The 24,474-nt window shown below is 51.1% G+C and carries 20 protein-coding genes and 4 pseudogenes; 15 read left to right on the top strand and 9 right to left on the bottom strand.

Going from position 1 to position 24,474, the window contains the following annotated elements:
* Positions 1–822 precede the first annotated feature (822 nt).
* From YWK_RS0112655 to YWK_RS0112620, 8 genes are all read left to right on the top strand, one after another.
* Positions 823–1,500 (top strand): response regulator transcription factor, encoded by a 678-nt coding sequence (locus tag YWK_RS0112655; RefSeq protein ID WP_026965091.1) that lies wholly within the window; start codon positions 823–825, stop codon positions 1,498–1,500.
* 10 nt (positions 1,501–1,510) lie between these two features.
* Positions 1,511–2,689, top strand: a complete 1,179-nt coding sequence (locus YWK_RS0112650; RefSeq protein ID WP_026965090.1) for a sensor histidine kinase — start codon at positions 1,511–1,513, stop codon at positions 2,687–2,689.
* 85 nt (positions 2,690–2,774) lie between these two features.
* Positions 2,775–3,236 carry a DUF2231 domain-containing protein gene (locus YWK_RS0112645; protein ID WP_026965089.1) on the top strand — a complete coding sequence of 154 codons (462 nt, stop codon included), beginning with the start codon at positions 2,775–2,777 and terminating at the stop codon, positions 3,234–3,236.
* A gap of 151 nt (positions 3,237–3,387) precedes the next feature.
* Entirely contained in the window at positions 3,388–3,960 is a 573-nt protein-coding gene (locus YWK_RS19830; RefSeq protein WP_051375561.1) for a peptidoglycan-binding domain-containing protein, read from the top strand.
* Positions 3,961–3,967: 7 nt separating this feature from the next.
* On the top strand, positions 3,968–4,888 hold the full coding sequence (locus YWK_RS0112635; protein WP_026965088.1) for an FAD:protein FMN transferase: 921 nt from the start codon (positions 3,968–3,970) through the stop codon (positions 4,886–4,888).
* The gene (locus YWK_RS0112630) at positions 4,876–5,538 is read left to right on the top strand and encodes a ferric reductase-like transmembrane domain-containing protein (RefSeq protein ID WP_026965087.1); all 663 of its coding nucleotides are present in this window, start codon (positions 4,876–4,878) and stop codon (positions 5,536–5,538) included. Before YWK_RS0112635 ends, YWK_RS0112630 begins: the two co-directional genes overlap by 13 nt.
* Positions 5,539–5,636: 98 nt before the next feature.
* On the top strand, positions 5,637–7,196 hold the full coding sequence (locus YWK_RS0112625; RefSeq protein ID WP_026965086.1) for a multicopper oxidase family protein: 1,560 nt from the start codon (positions 5,637–5,639) through the stop codon (positions 7,194–7,196).
* Between the two features lie 149 nt (positions 7,197–7,345).
* Entirely contained in the window at positions 7,346–7,876 is a 531-nt protein-coding gene (locus YWK_RS0112620) for a hypothetical protein (RefSeq protein ID WP_026965085.1), read from the top strand.
* 718 nt (positions 7,877–8,594) lie between these two features.
* Here YWK_RS0112620 and YWK_RS0112615 read toward each other — a convergent pair.
* Both YWK_RS0112615 and YWK_RS0112610 read right to left on the bottom strand, forming a co-directional pair.
* Positions 8,595–9,293 (bottom strand): MBL fold metallo-hydrolase, encoded by a 699-nt coding sequence (locus YWK_RS0112615; RefSeq protein ID WP_026965084.1) that lies wholly within the window; start codon positions 9,291–9,293, stop codon positions 8,595–8,597.
* On the bottom strand, positions 9,290–9,931 hold the full coding sequence (locus tag YWK_RS0112610; RefSeq protein WP_026965083.1) for a TetR/AcrR family transcriptional regulator: 642 nt from the start codon (positions 9,929–9,931) through the stop codon (positions 9,290–9,292). Before YWK_RS0112610 ends, YWK_RS0112615 begins: the two co-directional genes overlap by 4 nt.
* A 491-nt stretch (positions 9,932–10,422) precedes the next feature.
* Here YWK_RS0112610 and YWK_RS0112605 point away from each other — a divergent pair, with 491 nt between their 5' ends.
* The 6 genes and pseudogenes from YWK_RS0112605 to YWK_RS0112580 all read left to right on the top strand — a co-directional run bounded on the left by YWK_RS0112605 (position 10,423) and on the right by YWK_RS0112580 (position 17,764).
* Positions 10,423–11,073, top strand: a complete 651-nt coding sequence (locus YWK_RS0112605; protein ID WP_026965082.1) for a beta-barrel domain-containing protein — start codon at positions 10,423–10,425, stop codon at positions 11,071–11,073.
* Between the two features lie 16 nt (positions 11,074–11,089).
* Positions 11,090–12,712: a DHA2 family efflux MFS transporter permease subunit gene (locus YWK_RS19825; RefSeq protein ID WP_051375559.1), complete on the top strand. Its 1,623-nt coding sequence runs from the start codon at positions 11,090–11,092 to the stop codon at positions 12,710–12,712.
* 385 nt (positions 12,713–13,097) lie between these two features.
* Positions 13,098–14,054, top strand: coding sequence for an NAD(P)H-dependent flavin oxidoreductase (locus YWK_RS0112595; protein WP_026965081.1), 957 nt, complete (start codon positions 13,098–13,100; stop codon positions 14,052–14,054).
* Positions 14,054–15,222, top strand: a pseudogene (locus YWK_RS19820) (thiolase family protein). Before YWK_RS0112595 ends, YWK_RS19820 begins: the two are co-directional and overlap by 1 nt.
* 2 nt (positions 15,223–15,224) lie before the next feature.
* A complete protein-coding gene (locus tag YWK_RS0112585; protein WP_026965080.1) occupies positions 15,225–16,724 on the top strand; it encodes a class I adenylate-forming enzyme family protein in 1,500 nt (499 codons plus the stop codon).
* Between the two features lie 107 nt (positions 16,725–16,831).
* Positions 16,832–17,764, top strand: coding sequence for a hypothetical protein (locus tag YWK_RS0112580; RefSeq protein ID WP_026965079.1), 933 nt, complete (start codon positions 16,832–16,834; stop codon positions 17,762–17,764).
* Positions 17,765–17,854: 90 nt separating this feature from the next.
* Here the strand turns inward: YWK_RS0112580 and YWK_RS21920 are convergent, their stop codons facing one another.
* From YWK_RS21920 to helD, 3 genes are all read right to left on the bottom strand, one after another.
* Positions 17,855–18,010 (bottom strand): hypothetical protein, encoded by a 156-nt coding sequence (locus YWK_RS21920; protein ID WP_156909142.1) that lies wholly within the window; start codon positions 18,008–18,010, stop codon positions 17,855–17,857.
* On the bottom strand, positions 18,007–18,738 hold the full coding sequence (locus tag YWK_RS0112570) for a hypothetical protein (protein ID WP_026965078.1): 732 nt from the start codon (positions 18,736–18,738) through the stop codon (positions 18,007–18,009). Before YWK_RS0112570 ends, YWK_RS21920 begins: the two co-directional genes overlap by 4 nt.
* A 594-nt stretch (positions 18,739–19,332) precedes the next feature.
* Positions 19,333–21,687, bottom strand: a complete 2,355-nt coding sequence (gene helD / locus YWK_RS0112565) for an RNA polymerase recycling motor HelD (RefSeq protein WP_035466952.1) — start codon at positions 21,685–21,687, stop codon at positions 19,333–19,335.
* Between the two features lie 225 nt (positions 21,688–21,912).
* Between helD and YWK_RS22890 the strand changes: the two are divergent.
* Positions 21,913–22,188 (top strand): annotated as a pseudogene (locus YWK_RS22890) (SOS response-associated peptidase family protein); the annotation flags it as partial.
* Between the two features lie 276 nt (positions 22,189–22,464).
* On the opposite strand, the gene YWK_RS0112560 reads toward YWK_RS22890, so the two are convergent.
* From YWK_RS0112560 to YWK_RS22510, 4 genes and pseudogenes are all read right to left on the bottom strand, one after another.
* Complete coding sequence (locus tag YWK_RS0112560) at positions 22,465–22,929, bottom strand: hypothetical protein (RefSeq protein ID WP_026965076.1); 465 nt, start codon at positions 22,927–22,929, stop codon at positions 22,465–22,467.
* 90 nt (positions 22,930–23,019) lie between these two features.
* Positions 23,020–23,418, bottom strand: a pseudogene (locus YWK_RS22520) (excinuclease ABC subunit UvrA); the annotation flags it as partial.
* 64 nt (positions 23,419–23,482) lie between these two features.
* Positions 23,483–23,884: an SRPBCC family protein gene (locus tag YWK_RS22515; protein WP_026965116.1), complete on the bottom strand. Its 402-nt coding sequence runs from the start codon at positions 23,882–23,884 to the stop codon at positions 23,483–23,485.
* Positions 23,885–23,977: 93 nt separating this feature from the next.
* A pseudogene (locus YWK_RS22510) lies at positions 23,978–24,193 on the bottom strand (ArsR/SmtB family transcription factor); the annotation flags it as partial.
* Positions 24,194–24,474: the final 281 nt, after the last annotated feature.

Below are 24,474 nucleotides of genomic sequence, written 5' to 3'. Positions count from 1 at the left end.
AATGAGTCCGATGTCAATCTCGCTTATCCGCAGAATGCTCGAACCATTGGATATGGTCCACCGTATCCTGTTTCTAAGAATGCTCTGTTTGCAACATGCCACCAGAATTGTACGTCACAATTGCGCAAATCGCTAAGCATTCAATCCACCAAAGGAAGGAGAGAAAAAATCGTGCCGGAATCAACCGACAAGCGAGAGCCATCTGGCTTCGTCGACTGGGACGACATCGACGAAGAGGATGATGAGAAATACGGCAAGTTTACGTTCACGGAAGGAAGAACCCGTTGACGTGTGATGGGTAATGTAGGAATGGTTATCATATATGATTCCCCCTAGCAAATGAAAAACCCGCCGAAGCGGGTAGTGACATAAATGAATACTTCAGAACCGTCTGATTAGTATCCCACGCCGTGTCCTGGTACCAAAAGGAAGAACAGTACGAAGATAATCAGAAACACGACTGCCCATCGAGTAAAACCACCGAAACATCCACCATCGTACATGGACCTACACCCCTTTCCTTTCAGATGCTGTTAGGATACGCATGCTTGACTTGGTAAGATTGGGCCATTACCAGGTGTCACACGCCAGTATCAAATAAAAAAACCGCCGAAGCGGGCAATCATCTTTATCTCGATACTCGAACATGTAGAACCGCTCAAGTGGAATTTTGAAAATCGTCCATACTATCGGACATAAAGCGCAAATTTCGACGGCATGAGGCATTGAATCTGTTTTGAAGTAGAATTGGTATCTAGAGTGAGCGAAGAATGCACTTCGACAGGCTGCGTTGCTGCGCGATGTGAACGAGGGGGCTTGGTGTTGAGAGTACTCGTGATTGAAGATGATGTTCATCTCGCTCGTGCGGTCAAGGAGCTCTTACAAAAACACGACTTTGACGTGGATCACACAAACACTGCATTCAGCGCAATAGACCTTGCATTGACCAACGCCTACGATTGCATTGTGGTGGATGTCATGCTTCCAGACGGAGACGGCATGGATCTAGTGGCAAAATTACGAAAGCTGCAGATCCATACACCTGTTCTCATGCTCACAGCACGAAACGAACCCGTGGACCGAGTGAACGGTTTAAATGCGGGCGCAGATGATTACCTGGGCAAGCCGTTTCACTCCAGTGAGTTGATTGCCCGCATTGAGGCGCTGATTCGGCGCGCTGGCGGGTACACGGCCATCGACAACGTCACGTATGGACAAGTCACTCTACACAGAAATTCTCGGACGTTGGAGTACCACGGGAACATCCTCGAGTTATCCAGCAAGGAGTACTTACTCCTAGAGTGTCTCATGCGCCACCCGAACCAAGTGTTGGAACGCGATCAACTGATTCATCACGTGTGGGGACCCGATGCAGACCTCGCAGACAACGCGCTCGACACCTACGTGTACTTTCTGCGCAAAAAGTGTGCTCAGTTGGGCATTAAAAATATCATCAAAACGGTGCGGGGCCAGGGATATATGATCCACCCCAATGTATAGGTGAGAAAGCATGTTGAAACGTTTTTACTTACAAATATCATCCTTGATGATCCTGGGCACCGTGGTACTGTTGGTCTGTTTTGGAGGCTTTGTCTACCTGGAGCTCAATCACCAACTGCGCATGGAAGGCGACATGAGTTTGCGTTCTGAATTCGTAGAAGTTCATGAACGTGTAGTCACAGCTCCTCGTATCTCCGAGGATATTTTTCGTCTGCTGGACACATCCGACGATAAGGGACTGAGTCTATATACACTGATCCATACACCGCACGGAAATTATGTGTCGGAACACACCCCGGTTGCTCCATCTACGCTGCTAACCCACACCAGCAATGGGCATTTCACAAACATGCTGTATAACAATCAGCATTATCGGATTTTCTCTGACACGTTCGTGAAATCAGGTGTACCCGTGCAGATTGTTACATTCGAATCCACACAGCAAGTCTACGTAACGCTGAAACACGTTCGAAATCTTCTGTTCCTCGTCGGCACTGTCGGCGTAGTGGGCGCCATTTTGTTCCACCTATGGATTGCGAGAAAGGCGCTTATCCCCGCTCAAAAGACCTGGCAGGCGCATCAGGAAATGCTGGTAGAGCTATCCCACGAGCTACAAACACCGCTGGCTACCATGAATGCCATTGTGAGCACGCATGTAGCCGAGAAGGAGATTCAAGAAGATTTGTCACGAGAGATCCTGGAGGCTTCCACGCTGGTCAAGGACATTTTGTACCTCTCCCGCCTCAATGCCAAGTCATTCCAAGTTCATCTTCAGCCAGTCGCCGTCTCAGACTTGACGGACGAGGTGATTGAGCGCTTTCGTCCACTTCTCCAGCAACGCAACATTCACCTCTCCGGTTTCTCTCAACCAGGACTCTTTCTGATGTCAACGCCGGAAATGTGGACTCGGTTGATCAGCACGCTGTGCAAAAACGTAGTCGACCACGCCGAGGAAGATACAGAGGCAACATGGTCCCTCACGGCCGAGTCACATATGATTCAGTTTCGTTTGAAGAACCGCGCGCAAACCATGCCTACTGCGGTACATCCTCCCCGTGATATGACACGCGGGTTCGGCATGAAAATTGCCAACCGAATTGTCGAAGAAATGCAAGGTCGCATCGACGTACGGATGGATGGACCATGGGTTATCACGACCGTTGTTGTCCCACAAAAGATAAAGCTTTAAATTCCAATGCTTTTACCGACCCACGAGGGTTTGAGATACTTTTGAAGTACAACCCGTATCCTGTACCGCGGGAGGTAAAAGGTACATGACAAGCCTGTATCATTTGTTTCCACCGACCATTCACCCCATGGTTGTACACTTCACAATTGCCCTCGTTTACCTGGCTGGCCTGGCTGGGGTTATCAGTCTCTGTTATCGCAAGAGTGATTTTCCCGCCAAGTCGTTCCTCATTTTGCTGATTTTTAGCTTCATATCTGTGGGGGCGGCTGGTGTTGCAGGTGCGATAAGCGGCTCCTACCTCAGTCATGTTCCTGGTACTGCGGTACACGTGTTACATACACACAAGGAGTACGGAGAAGTGACCGGCGTTTTTGTGCTGGCCGCGCTGGTGTTACAAGGTTGGCGCTTCTGGAAGAACCCGCAGCGTGTTCAGCCGTCCGTGTTGGCCGTCATTTGCTCCATTATGGCTGTTGTCATGGTGACTGCCGCAGGACATTTGGGAGGTACACTCGTCTACATGCACGGATTGGGTGTTCAATCATCTTGAGAGACGATGAATTCCTCTCACCATATGTGAAGCCATAGAGGAACGCGGTACTGTCGTGAGAGACAGTACCGCGTTCCTTCGCTCAACACTTTCAATTTGAATTTCGTTTGATGTACAAGATGTAGCATGTTCCACGAGGAGGCTGATTTACATGGGTACAGACCAAGAAAAGCAAATCGCCCGGCAACGCAGGGAACGCAAATTGCGCTTGTGGCTGACCACGCTCTCTTGGAGTACGCCCGTGATTGCCTTTGGGTCGCTGCTCACGATTTGGTACCAAATTGCCGAGACGGCCCCAGCCACTCATTCAGCTCCAATCAAGTCACCTGCATTGAAGCCATCCGCCTTGCAAACAAGTACATCTGAGAATGGGCGTACGAGTTCTGAGAAGAGACTGTATGAAATTGGGTCCCGGGGCCCGCAGGTGAGCATGATCCAGCAACAATTGTCGCTATTGGGTTATTTCCATCACCCCATTACGCAGTATTACGGCACCGCGACTGCGGAGTCTGTAAGAACATTTCAGGCCGAACACCAGCTGCCGCAAACCGGAGCGATGGACCAAAATACATGGACTGCGCTGCAAAACGCTGTGAAACAAGCGAGGACCGCCAGCTTGACATCGCAGTCATCAAGCGCCGCCGTCGCGCCGACGCAATCCAGTTCTGGACGTGCGGGATTGAGCCAACAATCAATGCCCGACGCCACTTCATCCGGATCGTGATGAGACCATGAGCCATGTGACATTCCAAGCCATGGGCACCCAAGTGGACATTGTCGTTCCTAAGAGCCTGTCCACATCGACAAATGTCGGTATTGCAGTGCAACGCGCCCGAGACAAAGTCGAAGAGCTGGAAGCTCTGCTGTCGCGGTTTCGGCCAGACAGTGACGTCAGCCGGATCAACGCTGCTCCTGGACAGTGGGTGCCTGTGCATCCCGATACAGTGGAAGTTCTCAGACAAGCCAAACAGTCCTTCGAGGAAACGAAAGGTCTGTTCAATCCGTGTTTGGGACACGTTCTAGAAAGCATCGGATATGATGTCTCTTTCTATCGGCTTGGCGACCACCCAATCGTCAACGTCACCGATGCTCTTCCATTCTTAGCACCGTTGGTTTGCCCGTTTGAAGTAGATACAACAAAGAGCGAGGTGTTCTTACAACCCGGGTACAAAATCGACTTAGGAGGCATTGCAAAAGGGTGGATTGTTCAACAGGCGGCGGACATTCTGAAGCGACAAGGCATTTCACAGTTTCTGTTCAATGCTGGCGGAGACATGATATGTGCAGGTACACACGGTGAACGACCGTGGTGCGTGGCGATTGCTGACCCGTTCAATCCGGGCGGAGCGCATGTGCTCAAACTCGATGTGTCCGATATGACAGTGGCTACGAGTGGCACGTATCGTCGAAAGTGGACGTTCAACGGACAGACCGTACACCATATCATTGACCCGTTCCTCGGCATCCCGGTTGAGTCTGATGTGGTCTCGTGTACGGTGGTCCACCAGGACCTCGTTCAAGCTGAAGTCATGGCGAAAGTCGGTCTGGTCTTGGGTCGTGAGCGCGGCTCGACCTGGCTTAATGATCAAACCGTGGCCGGCTGGGTCCTCGTGTTGAATACAGGTGAGGTGATCCATTCGTGGAACTTTTAAATGAACGTCAACGGTTTCCGTTTGGTTTTGCCTGTGCGCTAACCTTCTTCATCATTGTCGGTTCATATGCGGCCATCCACGTGGTGAATCCAGGCCAGGCCACCGCGAACAAGTTCTACTGGTACATGGCCAGGTCTGCAGGATTTACGTCGTACTGTTTGCTGTCTCTGGCGGTCTTGCTCGGCGTTTCGACGACCAGTGCCATATGGGACAAATGGAAACTGCGCAAATTGATGACGCAGATGCATCAATACGCTGCGCTGCTCGTCCTTCCGTTTCTCTTTTTCCATCTCTGGGGTCTTTACCAGGACACCTCCGTCCCGTTTGGTGTATTTAGTCTGCTGATTGCCTTCGCAGCGAAGTATCGCCCCATTTACACGGGATTTGGAGTCCTGACACTGTACGGTTGGCTTCTGCTCGTTATCACGTCATACCTCAGAGAGAAGATGTCTGCCAAGGTATGGCGAACCATACATTACGCGTCGTTCCCTATGTTCATTTTGGTGACACTGCACGGACTGCTTACAGGAACGGATAATTCTCGCCTCTGGGCGGTGGCCATCTACCTGGTTCCTACCATCTTGTTCATCGTGCTTGTGATGAGGCGATTCCGGCCCTCCCGATTCACGTTGAAGCTGGGCAAGAAATGAAAGATGAAGTACCGCCACCCCGCCGAAAAGTCAGATACATCCTGAGCTTCTCTCCTGCATTACTTAATGATGACCATGAATTACGGGAGGGAACTCTTGTGCGGCTAACCAAGTTTGTCGATCCACTGCCTGTTCCCGGCATTCTACAGCCCCTTTATCGGGATGTACACGAGACCTACTATGAAGTGAAAATGGTACAGTTCTCCCAATCACTCCATGCTGAACTTCCGGATACCACCCTTTGGGGCTACGAGGGGTCCGTACCAGGGCCAACCATAGAAGTGCGCAGGGACGAACTGGTAAAGATCAAATGGATCAACAATCTTCCAGACAAACACCTTTTACCGGTGGATACCACAATACATGGAGCCGAAGCGGACAAACCACAAGTACGCACCGTTGTTCATGTTCATGGTGGAAAGAATAAATCGAAGTATGATGGACATCCTGAGGCGTGGTTCACGCAGGGATATCTGCGACGGGGCCCCCAGTGGAGACAGATAATTTACAAATATCCAAATCATCAAAGGGCAACGACGCTGTGGTACCACGACCATGCAGTCGGAATTACCCGCTTGAACATATATGCCGGATTAGCCGGTTTTTACATCATTCGGGATGCTCATGAAGATGCCTTGAACTTACCGCGTGGTTCATACGAAATTCCACTCGCCATTCAAGACAAATCATTGAATCCCGATGGATCTTTGTCGTATCCACGGCAACCGAGGGACGTAATCCCTGGTGTCACGCCAGATCCGTCTGCGGTTGCGGAGTTTTTTGGCGATACCATCCTGGTCAACGGAAAGGTTTGGCCATATCTCGAGGTCCAACCGAGGAAATACCGTTTTCGAATTCTAAACGCTTCGAATGCACGGTTCTACGCACTAAGCCTGGACTCAGGCCAACCTTTTTACCAGATTGGGGTCGAAGGTGGTCTGTTCGAGCACCCCGTTAAAGTTCATCAAATTCTGCTTGCCCCTGCGGAACGAGCAGACGTCATTGTGGATTTTCAGGGCATGGAGGGCAGAAACATCTTGCTGAAGAATCGTGCCCCCACACCGTTTCCGGGTGGTGAGCCAGCGGATCCGGATACGACGGGTCAAGTGATGCAGTTTCGGGTGACCGTTCCGCCTCGTGATGGAGATATGGGCTCGATACCTAGGAATCTAGGGAGAATTGAACCACTCACCGCAGAGTCGGCTAGACGTACCAGATATTTATCGCTCGTTGAATCGAAGGATGAATACGGGCGGCCGCTGTTGCTGTTGGACGGAAAACGCTGGAGTGACCCGGTTACAGAAGTCATTCGTGCAGGGAGCACCGAAATGTGGTGTTTTGTGAATGTAACCGATGATACACATCCAATCCATATTCATCTCGTCCACTTCCAGATTGTCAACCGTCAACCATTCAACGTGGAAAAGTACTTGTCAACAGGAGACATTGTGTTGACTGGTCCCCCAATGCAACCGGATGAAAATGAGCGGGGTTGGAAGGATACGGTGCGTGCCAATCCAAGGCAAGTTACGCGAATTATTGCCCGCTTTGAACCTTATGCGGGGGAATTCCCCTGGCACTGTCACATCCTTGAGCATGAAGACAACGATATGATGCGTCCGTTCATCGTGATCACCAAACGCATGAACAAGGAATAACCACCATGCGATAACCCGTAAATCCTTTGAAAAATACCATTCTTTCTAAAAGTACAGGCTGTAGCGATTCTCATGGACAGTCATTTTGAATTCTGTTTGATGTTTCATTGGTAGAGTCGAAAACAAACTTGCCAAGGGAGGAATGAGCGATGAAGAGTAACACAATGCAGAGACCTGTAGTGCCTGTGCTATTGCTGATCCTTGCATACGAGTGGCTGATCTCTTTCTTCAATAAATTGGTCATCAAGAATTACTACCAAAACCTGCGCGACCAATTGTCGCAGTCCATATCAGGCGTTCAACTTCACTTCTATGCAGGTCTGCTCAAGCATATCGGCGTGCCCCATTATCGGTTATTCGGGTCGCTGGTACTCGTCGGCGAGGCATTTGTAGGGCTCATGTTCCTGATCCTCGCTATCTACGGATTCCGAGGAAAGTTGAACAGAACAGTAGGCAAACTCGGTGCCCTCGCAGCGCTCATCGCTGCGTTCATGAGCTTAAACTACGCCATCCTGGGTGGCGATACGCTGTTTGTAGACTCAGCGAACGCGTTTCAAGAAGGAATTTCGATTGACTGGTTGATGTTTTTGATTGAGCTGACGTTCGCTTTCTACTTTTACTCCATCAGCACCCATCGTCGCCGCCAAACGAAGATGGAAGACGATGAAGAGGTAGCTTGAGAAAACGTTGGCGACCCATTTGCGAAGAAACCGAGGACCGACACCTCGGTTTCTTTGTTTTGCAATCGGCATTGATGTGAGTCGAAATTTACCAAATAGTAAGATGAAAGAACAATCCCGCATTACGAAGTGAGTAATTTAAATAATGCCGTTTTGTCAGACACACAGTTGCAATGGTTAGATAACGAATTGAAACATACCCCCCGAAATAAGCCGGCTTTTGTGTTTTTGCATCAACCCATTCCGAATACAGTAGCCGGAAGCGGAAATGATATTGTGAACGCTGATAAATTAACAAGTCTTCTCAACAAGTATCCTCAAGTTATCTTCTTCTCCGGCCACAGCCACTGGACTTTAAAAAACCAACCAGGAACAATGTGGCAAGGTTAGTTCACAGCATTTAATGATTCTTGTGTTCGCAATCCGTGGAATCCGGTCACGAATAGCTTGGTCGGGGACAGTGAAGGACTTTACGTTCAGGTGTACAACGATAAAGTTGTAGTCAAGGGAAGAGATTTCACGAACGAGCAATGGATCAATCAATACACGGTCCAGGTCCCTTCAGCCCACCATTCGACACAGGATAACCAGCTACAATCATCGAAGTGATCTAAAAACAACCTGTTGTTAATTTCGGAGCCTGAGTGATTCATTCCTCAGGCTCTTGCTCGTTTGATGGCACGCAATATTCCAGGACCGCACCGTTTCGCGTAATGGTCTACTCCAGTTCATAGCTGGGAATGGAAAACCGAGCAGCGGTGGTCTTGACGTATTCCTCCAGTTGATCCGCAGCATTGAAGACAGGCCCACCATGACACACTTCCACCCGTCTCGGTTTCAACGTCTTCACAATGGCACTGCTCTTCACGGCTTCTGCCATATCGGCCGTGAACATGGGCATCGGTCTGTGCAGCTTCCCGCGCTTGGACGTAAACAAATCGCCCGCGACCAGTACCTTATCCGCCTCGTGATAATACACAACGTGTCCAGGAGAATGTCCGGGTGTGAGATACGGCTTCAACCCCGCGACCCTCTCGAGGTTCCCGTTGGCGTCTTCGGCAAGCGCCAGGGCCAGCCCCTTCGTGATGTTGAACTCGGGTTTTTTGCGGCGTGGGTAAATGAGCTCTCCGTTCATGTACGGCAATTCAATCCGGTGCGCGTAAACGGGTACGGGAGTGTCTTTGACAATGCGGTCCACAGATCCGACATGATCCGAGTGCCCATGGGTGAGCAAAATCCTTTGCAGCGAACCTGCATTCAAACGATGTAAGTGCTTTAAGATGCCGTTCGCCATGAAAGAGAATCCAGTATCCACCAAAGTGACTCCATCACCGTCCATGACCAACCACGCGTGAACCGGAAATCCCACCCACGTCCTGAGGCTCCAGATGTGCTCCGACACCCGTTCCATTTTCACTTCGAACTAGCCCCTTTCGCGGTTTCCTTAAAGCCGGCCAACAGGACGTCTATTGCGAGATTGAACGTGGATGATAGCCTATCCACCAGAGCGTCGACAGACTCTTCTGACTGGTGATATGTAGCCAGAATCCCTTGCAACGTGAAGAAGTAAATCCGTGCGTAGGCCAACCCCAAATCGCTGAAGTCTTGTCTTAGGTTCAACGCCTCTTGAATGGCTTTGCGCAACATTCCAAACAGCTGGTTTCGCAATTTGTTCAGCTCCGAAGCGGGAGCTTCCTCGTCTACCCGAGCTGCTTTCGTCATGAAAAAGACGGTGTACATGTTGCGGTTGGCCAGGCAGAATTCGATAAACTGTTTCGTGATAGATTTCAGACGGTCATCAGTAGATAGGGTTTCGTTCCCGAGCACAGACTCCATTTGTGTTTTCAAGGACTGGAGTGGCTCCATGGAAAGCTGATGAAGCAACGCTTCCTTGTCCTTGAAGTAGATATAGATGGTTGTATGCGAACATCCCGCCGCTTTTGCAATCTCCCGCATGGTCACCGCATCATACCCTCGGTCAGCAAACAGTGTTCCGGCGGCAGTCAGAATCGCGCGCTTTGTTTCTTCGGATCGGATTTCTTGTCTGTTCGGCATGGTTGACAATACCTCCCTTCCACATGATGTGCGGCACAAAACGCGGTCGATAACCACCGGTTAGTAACCGTTGGTCACAATATAACCATTGGTTACACATTGCGTCAAGGGGTCAAACGAAAGACTTTTCCTGTGAGACGCCAACGGATAAATTGGACAAGGTCAAAAGATGTCTTGCATCTTTCCACCCTGCAAACACCTCCCTGTTAGAGGACGTGTAACATGGTCACCTGGTTTCCGTTTTGATCCAAATTCCGGCGAAGTCATTGATATGTTTTATCGATAAATATTATAATGATCTAAAAGTATACAGTCTAAAATTTTCGCGAGGAGGAATAAACATAAGTCATGGATGCGCTAGCGCGCCCGTGACTCCAGGCGAATGCAGGATGTTGCGCCGCTTGTGAAATGGCTAGCCGGAAGACATCCGGCGACTGTTGGATATTCATCAAAAACACTGAATAACGTAGCCTCGGGAGGAATGGAAGATAGTGAACGCAAGACGCATGCTTATCGTGAACGTGGTGATTATCCTCGTTGTCATCATTGCGGGATTTGTCGGGTACTACTTTTATAATCAGTCCACGCTGTACCTGTCTACGGATGACGCCCAAGTGACAGGCCAACAAATCGTCATTGCGGCTCCGGCCGCTGGTAAAATCACATCCTGGAATGGCACGGTCGGCACGCAATTCGCCGCAGGCGATGCGGTCGGCACCCTGCAGGTGACGACGGCCAATGGAACCCAGAACATCACGATACCGGAGCCTGTGGATGGTACCATCGTGCAGTCCATGGTGACGAAGAATGAATACGTGGCACCGGGTACGCCGCTCGCCTACGCCTACAATCTGAATGATCTGTGGGTCACCGCGAACATGAAGGAGACGGAAATCAGTCAAGTCAAGGTCGGCCAGAACGTCGACGTATATGTCGATGCATACCCGGGTACGACCTTGAGCGGCGTGGTGAATCAAATCGGTCAGGCCACCGCCTCGTCGTTCTCCCTGCTGCCGACACAGAACACCAATGCGAACTATACGAAGGTGACGCAGGTCATCCCTGTGAAGATCCAATTGCAAGGGTACAGCGGAGGCCGACTGGAACCTGGCATGAGCGCGGAAGTGCGGATTCACAAGTAAGGAGGGGGCGTTATTCATGAAACCAGTAGTCATCCGTCGGGATCAGGCCGCAGACGCCCCAAATTTGGAGGAAATCCGCAAGGTTCCGATTATCGCCTCGTTGGTTCTAGGTGCGTTTGTGGCGATTCTGAACCAGACTTTGCTGAACGTAGCCATTCCGCAATTAATGAATGACTTCAACGTCTCGGCGAACACGATTCAATGGTTGACGACGGCCTACATGCTGACGAACGGCATCATCATCCCGATTACCGCCTGGCTGATGGCGACGTTCACAACGCGCCAAATGTTTCTCGGCGCCCTGTCGTGTTTTACCGTCGGATCCATCATCTGCGCAGTGTCGCCCGGATTCAGTGTCATGCTCATCGGACGCATTGTACAGGCCGCCGGGGCTGGCACCATGATGCCGCTCATGATGACGGTCATCCTGAATTTGTTCCCACCGGAGACGCGCGGCAAAGCGATGGGAACTATCGGTATCGCGATGTTCTTCGCTCCCGCCGTGGGACCGACCCTGTCCGGCTGGATCATCCAAAATTACTCCTGGCGGTTGCTGTTCTACATCGTGATCCCGATTGCCGTCATCGCGCTCATCGTCTCTGCCATCTTTCTGAGGAATGTCACGGACGTGACGAAGCCGAAGTTCGAAATTTGGAGTTTTCTCTTCTCGACCATCGGCTTGGGTTCACTGCTGTACGGATTCAGCGAAGCCGGGAACAATGGCTGGGGCAGTTCGGAGGTACGAGTGAGCCTTATCGTCGGCGTGATTTTCGTCGCCGCTTTCGTGTGGCGGGAGCTGACGTCGGAAAACCCGTTGCTCAACCTACGCGTATTCAAATACGGCATGTACTCGCTCTCCGCCGGCGTCAGCTCGGTCCTCAACATGGCCATGTTCGGCGGGGCGCTTCTCACGCCCATCTACATCCAGAACGTCCGCGGCTATTCGCCGCTGGATTCCGGTTTACTGTTGTTGCCGGGCGCCATTGTGATGGGCATCATGTCCCCGATTTCCGGCGCCTTGCTGGACAAAATCGGGGTACGGCCGTTGGCGATTTTCGGCCTGCTCATCACCATCGCTACGACGTGGGAACTGGGCCATCTGACCATGGATACGACATACATGCACGTTATGATTGTATACACGTTCCGGATGTTCGGCATGTCGTTCTTGATGATGACCATCATGACGGCAGGATTGAACCACCTGCCGCGGCATCTGAACAGCCACGGCACGGCGGCGGCGAACACTGTGCGCATGGTCGCCGCGTCGCTCGGGACGTCGCTGCTCATCACTGTCATGTCAAACCGTACCACTCTGCATTACGCGCAGTACGTGAACAACGTCTCGTCGACGAACCCCCAGATGTACTATACGATGCACAGCATGGCGCAAGGCCTGGCGGCGCAGCTCGGGCAGCCATTACAAACCGGTATGGCGATAGCACAGCAGATGCTATACGGGATGGCCATGCAGCGGGCGACGGTACAGGGAATCGACGACGCCTTTCTGGTGGCCACCGGCATCGCCTGTGTGTCGTTTATCATGTCCCTGTTCCTAAGAAGGGCTAAGAAGGCCGCGAGCAAGGAAAGGCAGACGGCCATTCATGCGTTGCCTGCGCCGGCCAAGATGAACCAGTGATTGTTCGCGAGTTGAATGTGGGCCGGCCGCAGTGGCAGCGGACGGCCCAGTCTAATGGATATTTCTTCTAAGAACAAGGAATCGAATGTGCAATCGCACGTCGCGAAGTGGATCCGGAGACCACTCTAGCGTCTCCGGAACTCGCGGCACAGCGCTTTCTCCACAAGGATTACCCTGTCCATTCGCAAGCATCCGCGTCCACCGGCTTCGCGCGCGATGATGACCCCAATCTACTTGTATTTTCCCTCTCAGACCATCAAATAGGCACGGATGTTCAACTGCCATGGGTTGCGCTGAGGCGCAACGTATGTTAACTCTGTATTGACTGTAAGTTCACAATTACAAGTCCGTTTTTCATAGCGGACGTAGAAGGATGGGAAACAACATGAAAACGCGTGTGACCGAATTGTTGGGCATTACATATCCAATCATCCAAGGTGGCCTCGCCAATCTGGCGTATTCTGAACTCGCATCGGCGGTCTCGAACGCTGGAGGTTTGGGCCAAATCACGGCAACCTCACTCCCCTCTCCTGAACACTTGCGGGAGGAAATTCGCAAGACGAAATCTCTAACCGACCGTCCATTCGGCGTGAATATCGCCATTAGCCAGCACAAATCGGTGGACGACTTTATCGATGTGGTGCTGGAAGAAGGCGTATCGGCCATCTCGTTGACAGGCGGCAATCCGGAACCCATCCTTCGGAGGCTCGAGAACAGTCCCGTGAAAAAACTCGTTCTCGTTGGCACTGTTCGTCAAGCGCAAAAGGCGGAATCTTTGGGCGCAGACGCTGTGATGGCAGTGGGCCAAGAAGGTGGTGGTCACATCGGCCGAGTTGATACAGGAACCATTGTCCTCATTCCCCGCGTCGTGGAGTCCGTGCAGATTCCCGTGATTGCGAGCGGCGGCATTGCCGATGGGCGCGGTTTTCTGGCGGCGTTGGCGCTCGGGGCCGAAGGCATTGAAATGGGAACTCGGTTTGTCGCCACAAAGGAATGTATCGCGCATTCTGCTTACAAGGAAGCATTGGTGCGCGGACAGGAGACCGATACGATCGTGATTAAACGGACCATCGGCGCTCCAGGCCGCGTGTTACCGTCAGAATGGGTGGAAAAAATTCTCGAAGAAGAACGGAGAGGCACCACCGCGGAGAAACTGAGGCCATTCATTTCCGGTGAACGAAATCGCCACGCCGCCATTGAAGGGCGAATGGACGAAGGGTTTGCCTGGGCCGGTCAATCGATGGGGCTCATCAGGAATGTGCCGACCGTTGCTGAGTTGTTTGACGAGATGATCACGACCGCGCGCACGATGTTAGACAAAATTGGGCGGATGGGGTTGTAATGCGTCTCGCTGAACACGAGGCTGTCGTGGTATGGGCGAAGCGGACGCCCATCGGCAAGGTAGGCGGCGCCTTGTCTGACGTCGCCGTCGAGGATCTCGCGGCGACCGTGTTACGCAACCTGCTCGAGGAGACGGCTCTCAATCCAGCGCACGTGGACAACGTGGTCCTCGGCAATGTCGTCGGTCCCGGAGGGAATGTAGCGCGGCTGTCTCTGCTGCAAGCTGGTTTGCCCATCCACGTTCCTGGCTACACCGTGGACATGCAGTGCGGCTCGGGACTTCAAGCCATCCACCTTGCCGCGCAAGAAATTCGGTCCGGGCACGGCCATGTGTATCTCGCGGGTGGGGTGGAAAGCTCCAGCCGCGCACCGTGGAAACTGGAAAAGCCGATGAACCTCTACCGAGACAGCCCTCGGGTCTACCAGCGCGCCCGTTTTTCTCCGGAACACATTGGCGATCCAGACATGGGCATGGCAGCCGAGAATGTCGCGCGAAAGTACGGTATCACTCGGGAGGCGCAAGATAGACTCGCCCTCGCCAGCCACGAAAAAGCCGTTGCGGCACAACAGTCTGGTCTGCTGGCTGCCGAGATTGCACCGGTGCAACGAACGGATGGAACCACGGTGACGGCAGACGAAGGGCCACGCCCTGACACAAGTCTCGAGAAGCTGGGCAGTCTACCTCCCGTGTTTGTACAAGATGGCACAGTCACGGCCGGAAACGCCTGTGGCATCAGCGACGGCGCCTGTGTCTGTCTGATGGTCTCTGCCGCCAAAGCGCGCGAGATGGGGTTTACGACGGGCCTGCGCTACGTGGATTCAGTCGTCGTCGGTGTGGATCCCAACTACCTTGGCATCGGCCCGGTGCCTGCGGTGCAAAAATTGCTTGAACGGAACGGCCTCGCCATGACGTTGATCTGGTGGAATTCAACGAAGCGTTTGCTGCACAGGTGCTGGCCTGTGTGGACGAGCTTCGCATCCCGTTGGACAAACTCAACGTAAACGGAGGCGCCATCGCATTGGGCCATCCATACGGAGCCTCCGGTGCCGTTTTGGTCACACATCTCGTTCACGACATGATGCGTCGAAACGGATTGTTGGGTCTCACCACCATGGGGGTGGGTGGCGGGCTCGGCATTGCAACACTGTGGGAGCAGGTGAAGCTGTAGCCATGCGCATTGCAGACGGTGTCTTGTGGAAAGCAGGATATGATCCAGGCAAGGTGGCCGTCCGAACCACCGATGAGGCATTGACGTATGGCGAGTTGGCTGCGGGCATTCACAATGTTGGCCAGGCATTCCGCGCGCTGGGTGGCAGACCCGGCGACGTCGTCGCACTTCACCTGGAGAATAGCGTCACCTACTTGGAATTGTTCCTCGGCCTGGCTCACGCGGGGTTTGTGGTGGCACCCATGAACCCACGACTCACTGTGGAGGAGAACGACGCTATCCTGCAGCAGATGCGTCCCTGGCGAGTGATTGTGCATCGCGACGACGGCCTGTGGGTAACGAGCAGTCTCTCGCCAGACTCGGACGGCATCTCGCTCGAGGAAATTCGCAGTCTTTGCCACACAGGTACTGAAGCGCGCTCCCTCGACGAGGGTTTGTCGGACGACGATGTGTTTTATCTCGGCTACTCGTCCGGCACAACGGGTACACCGAAAGGGTTGCTCCGCACGCACCGCTCCTGGACAGAGAGCTTTTTCGGTATGACGCTGGAATTTCATATGAACGAGTCGACCGTCCTGCTCGTCCCAGGACCGCTCTGCTACTCTGCCTCCCTCATCGCGGCGCTTCACGTGCTATTCATCGGAGGCACAGTAGAACTTCAGCACCGTTTCAATCCTCCGCTCACCGCAAAGCGGCTCAACGAGTCGGACGTGAACGCCATCTTCATGGTCCCCGCCATGTACCGCTCGGTACTGGACGTGTGTGAGGAGAATCCACAGTGGGCGACGGACAAGCCGCTCACGTGCGTGACAGCTGGGGACAAGATGCCCGTGCAGACCCGCCGCACATGGCAATCGGTGTACCCGAACGCCCGCATGTACGAGTATTTTGGTTCCTCGGAGGTCGGGTTTGTTTCCGTCTGTCCACCGTCCGATAATCCCAGCGTGTACGAGTCCGTAGGCCGTCCGTTCTTCCCCGCCCGCATTCGCATTGTGAACGATGAAATTCAGGTCAAGAGCGGCATGGGCTTCGCAGGATACGCCGGCGATGCAAAGTTGCTTGAACAGAACATCCGACGCCGTGACGGCTTCCTTGCACCGGGGGATCTGGGCTATCTGGACGAACAAGGGTACCTCCACGTCACGGGCCGAGCAGCGGACCTCATCATTTGCGGTGGCGTAAACGTATATCCTGCGGAAATTGAACAGGTTGTCCTTCAATATGAAGGCGTCCGAGAAGTATGCGCGTTTGGCATTCCAGATGATAGGCTCGGTGAGGTGCCAGTGTGTGTCATCGTATGGAAACAAGGCATCGACGCAGCCAACGCGGAATTGGGATTGCGCCAATACCTAAGTCAGCACTTGGCCGGGTATAAGCGCCCCCGTCGCGTGTGGAGTCTCGACAAATTGCCCCGCAACGCCGCGGGAAAAGTGGCGCGTCGAGAACTGCGCGAGTGGTTCAGCCAGCACATGAAAAGCGAAAAATTGAGTCGTAAGCCTTGACACGAAAGCAGCGCTGCAACGTCAAGATCCCTGAACGAACCATGACAGCGCTGCTCCTCGGGTTCCCCACTAACCGGTTGTCGCGCTGCATTTCAGGAGGCTTCTCGATGAAACGGATAGCCCTATCAACTGTGGCATTGGCATCGATTTTATCCCTCGTTGGCTGCTCCACAGGAACAACATCAACCGCTCCAAATAACACGGTGAATCGCCCGAGTTCACCCCCTGGACAATCCAACAGCGTGTCCTCCGCGGAAAATGACACAGGGAACACTGACCGTGGTTCAACGAACACCGATTCTGGCTCAACTGTGGGAATGGGCAATCAATATCCGACGACCGCGGAGCAGAATGGACCTCCCAAGACGTCACACACATCCAGCTTTCCGACCATTATTCAAATGGCAATGAACCGCCTCCCGAGTGACGTGCGCAGCTGGGCGTATGCACCCACCATGTTTCCCCACACTGTCTTGCCTGGGGATACGCTGTTTTACCGCACGATGGTCGATACATCGTTTTCCATGTCATTCCCCGGCCGGGAAGTCGTGTACAATGTCTGGCTCAACGACAAGCGAGGAAAGATGGTGTCACAATTCCAGGGCACTCAGTTTGACACCGCAGCGCACGCGAACAGTGCAACCCTTGGTGGATTCGGAGATGTGTTTGGCGTGAACGGACAGAAATCTGTTATCAACCTGAACACTGGGATTTCGGGAACGGCTGTGGTCGATGCAGCAAACAACGAATCACACATTTTGTGGCGTGAAGGTCGTTGGAAAATCAACGTCAGTGCTGTCGGCACGACGAAGCCCCCGGTGACCACAGCGAATGAGGCTGTTGCATACCTCCATACGCATTTCCTTCCGGTACCGAACACATTGGGCGAAATTTCCGTGACGACCAATGCTGGGATATCCACGGTCATGATGACGTGGCAGGTAGGGAATCGAGTGTTTGCGGTTTCCACGGGAGAAGCAGCGAAGCAACCGATGGAGACGGCCCTAGCCCTGGCCATCTCCATGAAGAAGTATCAGTGAAGAAATAAAATGAGAGGGGACTCCATCTTCCATCGGAGTCCTCTCTCCTTGTGACACAAAAAAAGCCCACAGTGCCAGGGGCTTGTCCACTCAGTCCTTGCGAATTACAGGAATCTCGAAGTTTAACCGAACGGTTCCTGCGTAGTACTTGTTCATTTTTTTGGTAGCCTTTTTCGTGGGGCGAAGATCGGAAAACGTGACTGCCGTACGGACAACTTCAGCGATTGTCTTTAACGTATTCTTCATACAACAATCACTCCTCTCTTCTTAATCAATTCTACCATGATTTCCTTGGATCCATCCACAGAAATGATAGGCTCAACCAACGATACAAACGCGTCCACATTCGATGGGTTTGTAAGAATGCCTTGTTTATTAATGAAAACCATCATTCCCATGCTGAAAGCACCTGCATTTCGTATAAACGCGTACTCATATGCAGAATGCGTGGGATAGTGTTGACGAAGATTCGTTTCAGCAATCAATTCTTTTCGACGTAGAAATGCCGCCTCGATAACCCTCTTGTCCAAGTCATTCAAATGCTGATGACTACCCGTGAAATAATCGTACTCCCGCTCATGACCCGCCAACCAGTAGAACCTGCACTCATGTGGTTCCAGCCCCCAGGCATTGCGGATCCCCATCTCGATTTGCGAGAGCATATATGCAATGGAACGCATGACAGGCTCTGAGAACCGAGAACGTCCGAGACGAACCAGCTCGATAATCAGTGCGACCATTCCAGCGAGGAACAACATTTCAATGATGACCGTGACACCGGCGTATGCCCATTTCCATCCGTCCCATACGTTTGGTCCAGGCATCAGATGAAGGTACTCGGACAATGGCCAAGCAATCACAGAGATGGTTTTGGAGAGTGAACCGCCCGACAAGGCGTTCACAATGCCAGGAACGATGAATGCACTCACAATGAATACCATCACTCGGAGTAGCCAAACAAAAAGTCGTTTCACAGCCCCCATGACCTCCTAGCCACCAAGATCATGGTACAGGCTGTCAGTCTATTTGACAATCTATGAGTGATTCTTCTGACTTGACGGCAAACGTGGTTCCGTATCGGGAATTCGGTTTTTGAACCGAACCTTGCCTGTATAAAGTTTCTCACCGGTCCTTAACTGAATTTCGTGCTGAGACACGATTCTAGATCCGCTTTTTTCCTTTGACTTACGGCCGAAGATCCCCATCCTCAACACCCTCTCAAGACTACTACTTCGATTCACTACAAGTCTTGACAAGTGAGGGATGGATGTATACACGTCACTATATATACCAAAGAGCAGCGGGGCTGTCTCAAAGCCTATCGCAAGATGAGGTTGAGTGGACAGCCCCTATCCTTCCGAGTAGGTTGCGTTGTTGACAAGAATCGATGGTCAACCAAGAACTAAGCTTGCCTCGTCCAAAATTCGAGCGGGCGCATCCAACTCTGCTAAGTCTACTTCCAGATGACCGACTCGTACGCCGCTGGCTCTCAACTCCCGGGCGAGTTCTTCCGGCCACGATGACCATAGCTAGTCCTTCAGCTAAATGATATTTGTTAAATAGTATTTCTACTCTTTGATCATTTGGACCGTATAGGTGTCGGGATTTTGTGAAGTGATAAATCGATTAGGCTTACCTCTCACGACAATTCTAAGCTCGTGCATCGCGCGCGTGCATGCAGTATAGAATAATTGTCGTTCGATTTCGCTGTTATAGACGTGATCCGCCCCGTCATATATGACAACAGCGTCAAACTCCACACCTTTCGCTAAGTAGGCCGGGATAATGACTATCCCTTGCTTAAACATGACCGTTTCCTTGCTCACCAGAGATGCGGCCAGCCTGTCACCCAGCTCGTCAAATGCAAGTTTGCTTTCACGCGCGGTCTTGCAGATGATAGCAATCGAGGAATAGCCACACGCCTCTAGAGACCTCACTTCATTCAACACTTGCTCTGCGTGTGGCGTGTCCCCGTCAAGCACAACGACACTCGGTTTCGGTCCCTGACGCTCAAATGGAATAATCTCTTCTCCACCATCTATCATCCCACGTGTAAAGCGGACGATTTCCTCGGTGGACCGATAACTCCTCCGCAACTTGACCACTCGCGTTTTCTCTGCTCCATAGAGCGTCTCAAGCCCACTCGTATTGCCGAGTCCCGAAACATGTGCAAACACGGATTGATTTAGATCACCCAGCGCGGTCATACGACTACGAGGAAATAACCGGCGTAGAACCTCCATTTGCAGTAAAGAGTAATCCTGTGCTTCATCAATGATAACGTGTTTAACCGCCGTGTTGATGGTCACTCCTTGAATCAGTTCATTCAGATATAGAAACGGTGTCGCGTCCTCGAAGGCGAGCTTGCGTTCGTCCAATTGCTTGATGGTTTGCTGACAAATGTCACGCCAAAAAAATGGCATCTGAACGCCTTGAAAAACCTTGTCAAACAGTGTTTCGTCTGCGAAAAACTGACGGTAAATGCCGCGCACGTCGACAAACTCCAACCGTTTGATGCCGCGTCGCAGTTTTGCCACATATCGATTTACCACCATTCTCGACAGTATCTCTTTCTCTTTGTCGAAATCGTTGAACGACGCGTCAGTGACCCTCTTCATGCGGCAAACCTGATCGTAGGCTCGTTCATAGTCTTCGGGATCGAGCAATTCTATCTCTTCCTCGACCCAAGGCTCGTGAATCTCTCGATCCACAAATATATCAACTTGTTCCAGAAGCCACTCTCGAAGATATTCCATTCGCAAGTGCATACTCAAAGATGGATCACACGCATAGAACTGATCGCGAATTTGCTGACGAGATACGACGACCTTATCCCGAAATCGCACGGACTTGAACAACATACCGTCTGTCGTCAGCAGTTGTGCGTAGCGCCGCAGCGCGTCCGAAAAGGTCAGGGTGGACTTGAAGCGAATACCTTCCAGTCTGGCCTCGTAAGCCGGTGTTCCTTGTTGTGTCAATAGATATTCCAAATGGTCAAACGGGTCCTCCAACTCGAATGTCCGGCCTAGTCTATGCTGTAAATAATCCTGAAAGGTGGTTTGCTGCATGTTCTCCTCGCCAAGCTCCGGCAACACGGTAGAGACATAGCTGTTGAACATCGGGTTGGGCGAAAACAGGATCATTTGATTGGCTTCTAGCATCCCCCGATGTTTATATAAAAGGTACGCAACACGCTGCAACGCGGCAGACGTCTTGCCGCTCCCAGCTGCCCCTTGAACGATGAGCATACTCGATGTGTCGTCGCGAATAACTTCGTTCTGTTCCCTCTGAATTGTGGCGACAATACTCTTCATCTGCGTGTCGGCATGACGTCCAAGTACCTGCATGAGCAACTCGTCTCGAATTGTGACAGCGGCATCAAACATCACTTCAATCTGCCCATCTCGAATCACGTATTGTCGCTTTCTAGTCATCTCCCCGACAATTTTGCCGGTAGACGCTTCGAAAGAAACAGGACCCGGAATATGGTCGTAGTAGAGGCTGGAAATCGGTGCCCGCCAGTCATAGACGAGAAATTCGTCCGTTTCCTCGTCGCGAAACGAGCCAATTCCGATATAAATTCGTTCTGTTTCGTTTGACCCTTGTTCTACAAAGTCGATCCGGCCGAAAAATGGCGAACTCATCAATCGTTCAAGTGTTTTTAGAACACCCGTCGAGTGCGAGTACCGACGTTCTCTTTCTGAGAGCATTTCCGCCTGTTGTCGAATGGCGAAATGTGTTTCCCAAATTTCGTAGATGTTTTCAAGGTTAACCGTTACATCATCCCAAAAGTTGCGTCGCATCTCCACGACTTCTTTTTTGATACCACCTAATTCACGCTTTAAGGTTTCAACGCGTTCATGGATGCGTGTCGTGACGTGTTGGACGTATTTCTGTTCCGCTTCCCATTCTTCATTTACCATCCGACGAATTCGCCTCACATTCTGCCCGAGAATAATTTGTCACTAAGCGACTAGTCAATCTTATAGATGGTGTTGACAACGAGGCTAATCCGAGATAAAATATAATTGAGTTATTATATAAACTATTGAGTCACCCTCCTGCATAATCTCTAGGATATCATGTCATCTGCTTATTCTTCAATCCCCACTTAAAATAATGTCCACATAACATAGTGGCATAGGCATACCAAGAAGCCTTACCGGATCCGTTTGAATAAACGGGAGGTATTTGCATTCGCGGGACTATACGACACCTGGAGATCACCAGACGGAAAGAAGAAGATCAGCACGTTCACCATCATCACATGTAGGGCAAACATGTTTATGACGACACTCCATGACTGGATGCCCGTGATTCTCCCGCGTTTATCACTACCAAGATGTATTAATTTCACGAATTATACGTGCTATATCAATGTATATATGTATCCTTCGATACAGAGAGTTTCACGTAGTTCATGACGTGATTTTTGCAACTACTAAATGAACAAAAATGCGGTATTGTACATACCGCATTTTCAGTATTTATGCAGTTTGTTGGAGGTCCTCTTGTTGCGCTTAAGCCCCCGTTTGTCCAATATGATGCCTTCTAACATTTGTACTATAGATCTTAATTTGAAAGCCACCGAGCAATGACGCCTATGGAAAAATGGAACTGGCAGAACATGCCGTTCCGACGAGATAACGATGGGGAAGCCCTGTTTGGTTCGATTCCTCCAATTTGCGCTCTTGCTTACTTTAATATTCTCCCTTAATTACAAAAAATGAGCCACGAATTGTTCCAGCTAGTTTAGACTTCTGCCTAGCAAACTTAAACTTCCCTTCTAATTCCTTTGGTACCTCCATCCCCTCAGAAAGCTTAAAACCAACGGCCCGCTTCTTAGGGTCATCAACCGAATACATGACGTTGACCTCAAGACCATCCTCATAAAAGACGTAGGCCCATTTGATATTTTCCACTTGAAAACGCGATGTTTCTAAAGGTTTAGCCGCAAACTCAATATCACGTTCTTCTTTCAAAATTCGGTTTACATAATCAAGTGTCTCCCGGCTTTCGCCAGCTGGTACAACCGTAAATTCATGCTTGTATTTGTTCATAAAGTAACGGGCTTCATTAGCACGTAAACCAGCAAGCGCTTCTGCTACAGGTGAAGACTCTAAACCAACCGTAGACACATTTTTAAAATCAACGATATAGGACATTTCCACGGCTCCTTTTATCTCTTTATTTCCTAACAACAGGAATCCACATTTCTTGCTGTCGCTGCTTCCTGAAAGCAGCTGTTCCAGTTATTCCTCCGAATAATCACTCAGCCTCTTGTAGGGATCGAAGGGACCCGACTGCACGAGCATGTTCCAATCCATGCTGTTCACCGTATACCCCGGCAGCATGATTGCCCCTTCATTCAACAACTTTCACTTGTCCAGTGCCTTACTCATGTCGACGCACATGCTGCGACCGGTCCCGTTGCACTCCGGACACATGCCTTGTGGATCGTTAAAAGAAAACATGTTTGCTGGTCCGACATAAGGCTGACCCACTCGGGAGAGAGAAGGCGGAGAGAAGAGGCGAGATATCGGTAATCGTGCCCAACGTGGAATGGGAACCGCCGCCCAGCCTCTTCTGATCCACAATAACAGCCATGCTAAGATTTTCGATCGCGTCTGCACCGGTTGCGGAATACGCGGCAGAAAGGTGCGGACGGATTGTTTTCCCTCGCGCCCGAGACCACGATATACTACTGATTAGATTCGCTCATTGTTCCAACAGCTTTTCAAGCTGTCCGCACATGTTAGTCCAGCCATACTTAGCGCCTTGGAGTGCTTGCTCCGAACTGATATCGGTTTGATCGAGATGCACATGAGTAGTTCCATCCTCATTCTGTTTCAACGTCCAAGTAACCTTATTGCTTTCTCCGCCGCTTACCCATGTGTACGATAACCGATGAGGCTCGTCCACTTCGAGTACTTCACAATTTACAATTCCATCCCACCATTCTGTCGGCTCCGTCCGAAACTGAAATTTATGTCCAACGACCGGTTTAAAATCATTCTCTTTGAAAAACATCCATTTCGAAAGAGTATTCGAATCCGTTAAAGCGAACCACACCTTCTCGATTGGACTCTTAAAGTGAAAATCTAGTGAAATGGATTTCATTTTTTGTTCCTCCTGTAGTAAATGATTTAAAACGATCATTCTTTCTTTCCAGAATTTCTCGTAATAAGATACCCAATCTTGAATTTGCCTTAACGGAGCAGCATTCAGCCGATACAGCGTTTCCCTGCCGACTCTTCGGTCGGTTACGAGACCGGCATCTTTAAGGACCGCCAAATGCTTGGAAACCGCTGTACGCCCCATATGAAAGTGAACCGTTAACGCATGCAGAGGCAATTCTTCTGCATCTGCCAAGAGACGAAGCAATTTGCGCCGAGTTGGATCGGCAATGGCGTGATAAACATCCCGCATTTGACTTTTATCTGACAACATCACCCGCCCCTAAACCACAATTTCCAAAACGACACTGGTCAGTGTCCTATTTTAGGACACTAATCAGTGTCCTGTCAATCGTTAGGTGTTTGTTAATATCTCCCTGTATGACTACCTTCATTCGGAGGAGCTGCGCCGCGATATTAATGAATGTCTGAACGCCGTTATAACTGCAGCGAATCATATTCTCTTCATGCGTCCAACCATAGATTTTCCTGCGAACAGTCAGAAGATACAACTCGGTGAGAATCTTGGACTCT

This window comes from Alicyclobacillus pomorum DSM 14955, from assembly GCF_000472905.1.
In the GTDB taxonomy this organism is placed as follows: domain Bacteria; phylum Bacillota; class Bacilli; order Alicyclobacillales; family Alicyclobacillaceae; genus Alicyclobacillus_A; species Alicyclobacillus_A pomorum.
Note: the sequence above shows the minus strand (reverse complement) of the source record. Positions and strands in the feature narration are given on the sequence as shown.

Bases quoted from the DNA above. Each gene is read 5' to 3' on its own strand.
- YWK_RS21920 (WP_156909142.1), bottom strand. From the start codon at position 18,010: ATGAAGAATACGTTAAAGACAATCGCTGAAGTTGTCCGTACGGCAGTC.
- YWK_RS0112650 (WP_026965090.1), top strand. From the start codon at position 1,511: ATGTTGAAACGTTTTTACTTACAAATATCATCCTTGATGATCCTGGGC.
- YWK_RS0112635 (WP_026965088.1), top strand. From the start codon at position 3,968: ATGAGCCATGTGACATTCCAAGCCATGGGCACCCAAGTGGACATTGTC.
- YWK_RS0112560 (WP_026965076.1), bottom strand. From the start codon at position 22,929: ATGTCCTATATCGTTGATTTTAAAAATGTGTCTACGGTTGGTTTAGAG.
- YWK_RS22515 (WP_026965116.1), bottom strand. From the start codon at position 23,884: ATGAAATCCATTTCACTAGATTTTCACTTTAAGAGTCCAATCGAGAAG.
- YWK_RS0112585 (WP_026965080.1), top strand. From the start codon at position 15,225: ATGCGCATTGCAGACGGTGTCTTGTGGAAAGCAGGATATGATCCAGGC.
- YWK_RS0112580 (WP_026965079.1), top strand. From the start codon at position 16,832: ATGAAACGGATAGCCCTATCAACTGTGGCATTGGCATCGATTTTATCC.
- YWK_RS0112610 (WP_026965083.1), bottom strand. From the start codon at position 9,931: ATGCCGAACAGACAAGAAATCCGATCCGAAGAAACAAAGCGCGCGATT.
- helD (WP_035466952.1), bottom strand. From the start codon at position 21,687: ATGGTAAATGAAGAATGGGAAGCGGAACAGAAATACGTCCAACACGTC.
- YWK_RS0112595 (WP_026965081.1), top strand. From the start codon at position 13,098: ATGAAAACGCGTGTGACCGAATTGTTGGGCATTACATATCCAATCATC.
- YWK_RS0112620 (WP_026965085.1), top strand. From the start codon at position 7,346: ATGAAGAGTAACACAATGCAGAGACCTGTAGTGCCTGTGCTATTGCTG.
- YWK_RS19830 (WP_051375561.1), top strand. From the start codon at position 3,388: ATGGGTACAGACCAAGAAAAGCAAATCGCCCGGCAACGCAGGGAACGC.
- YWK_RS19825 (WP_051375559.1), top strand. From the start codon at position 11,090: ATGAAACCAGTAGTCATCCGTCGGGATCAGGCCGCAGACGCCCCAAAT.
- YWK_RS0112645 (WP_026965089.1), top strand. From the start codon at position 2,775: ATGACAAGCCTGTATCATTTGTTTCCACCGACCATTCACCCCATGGTT.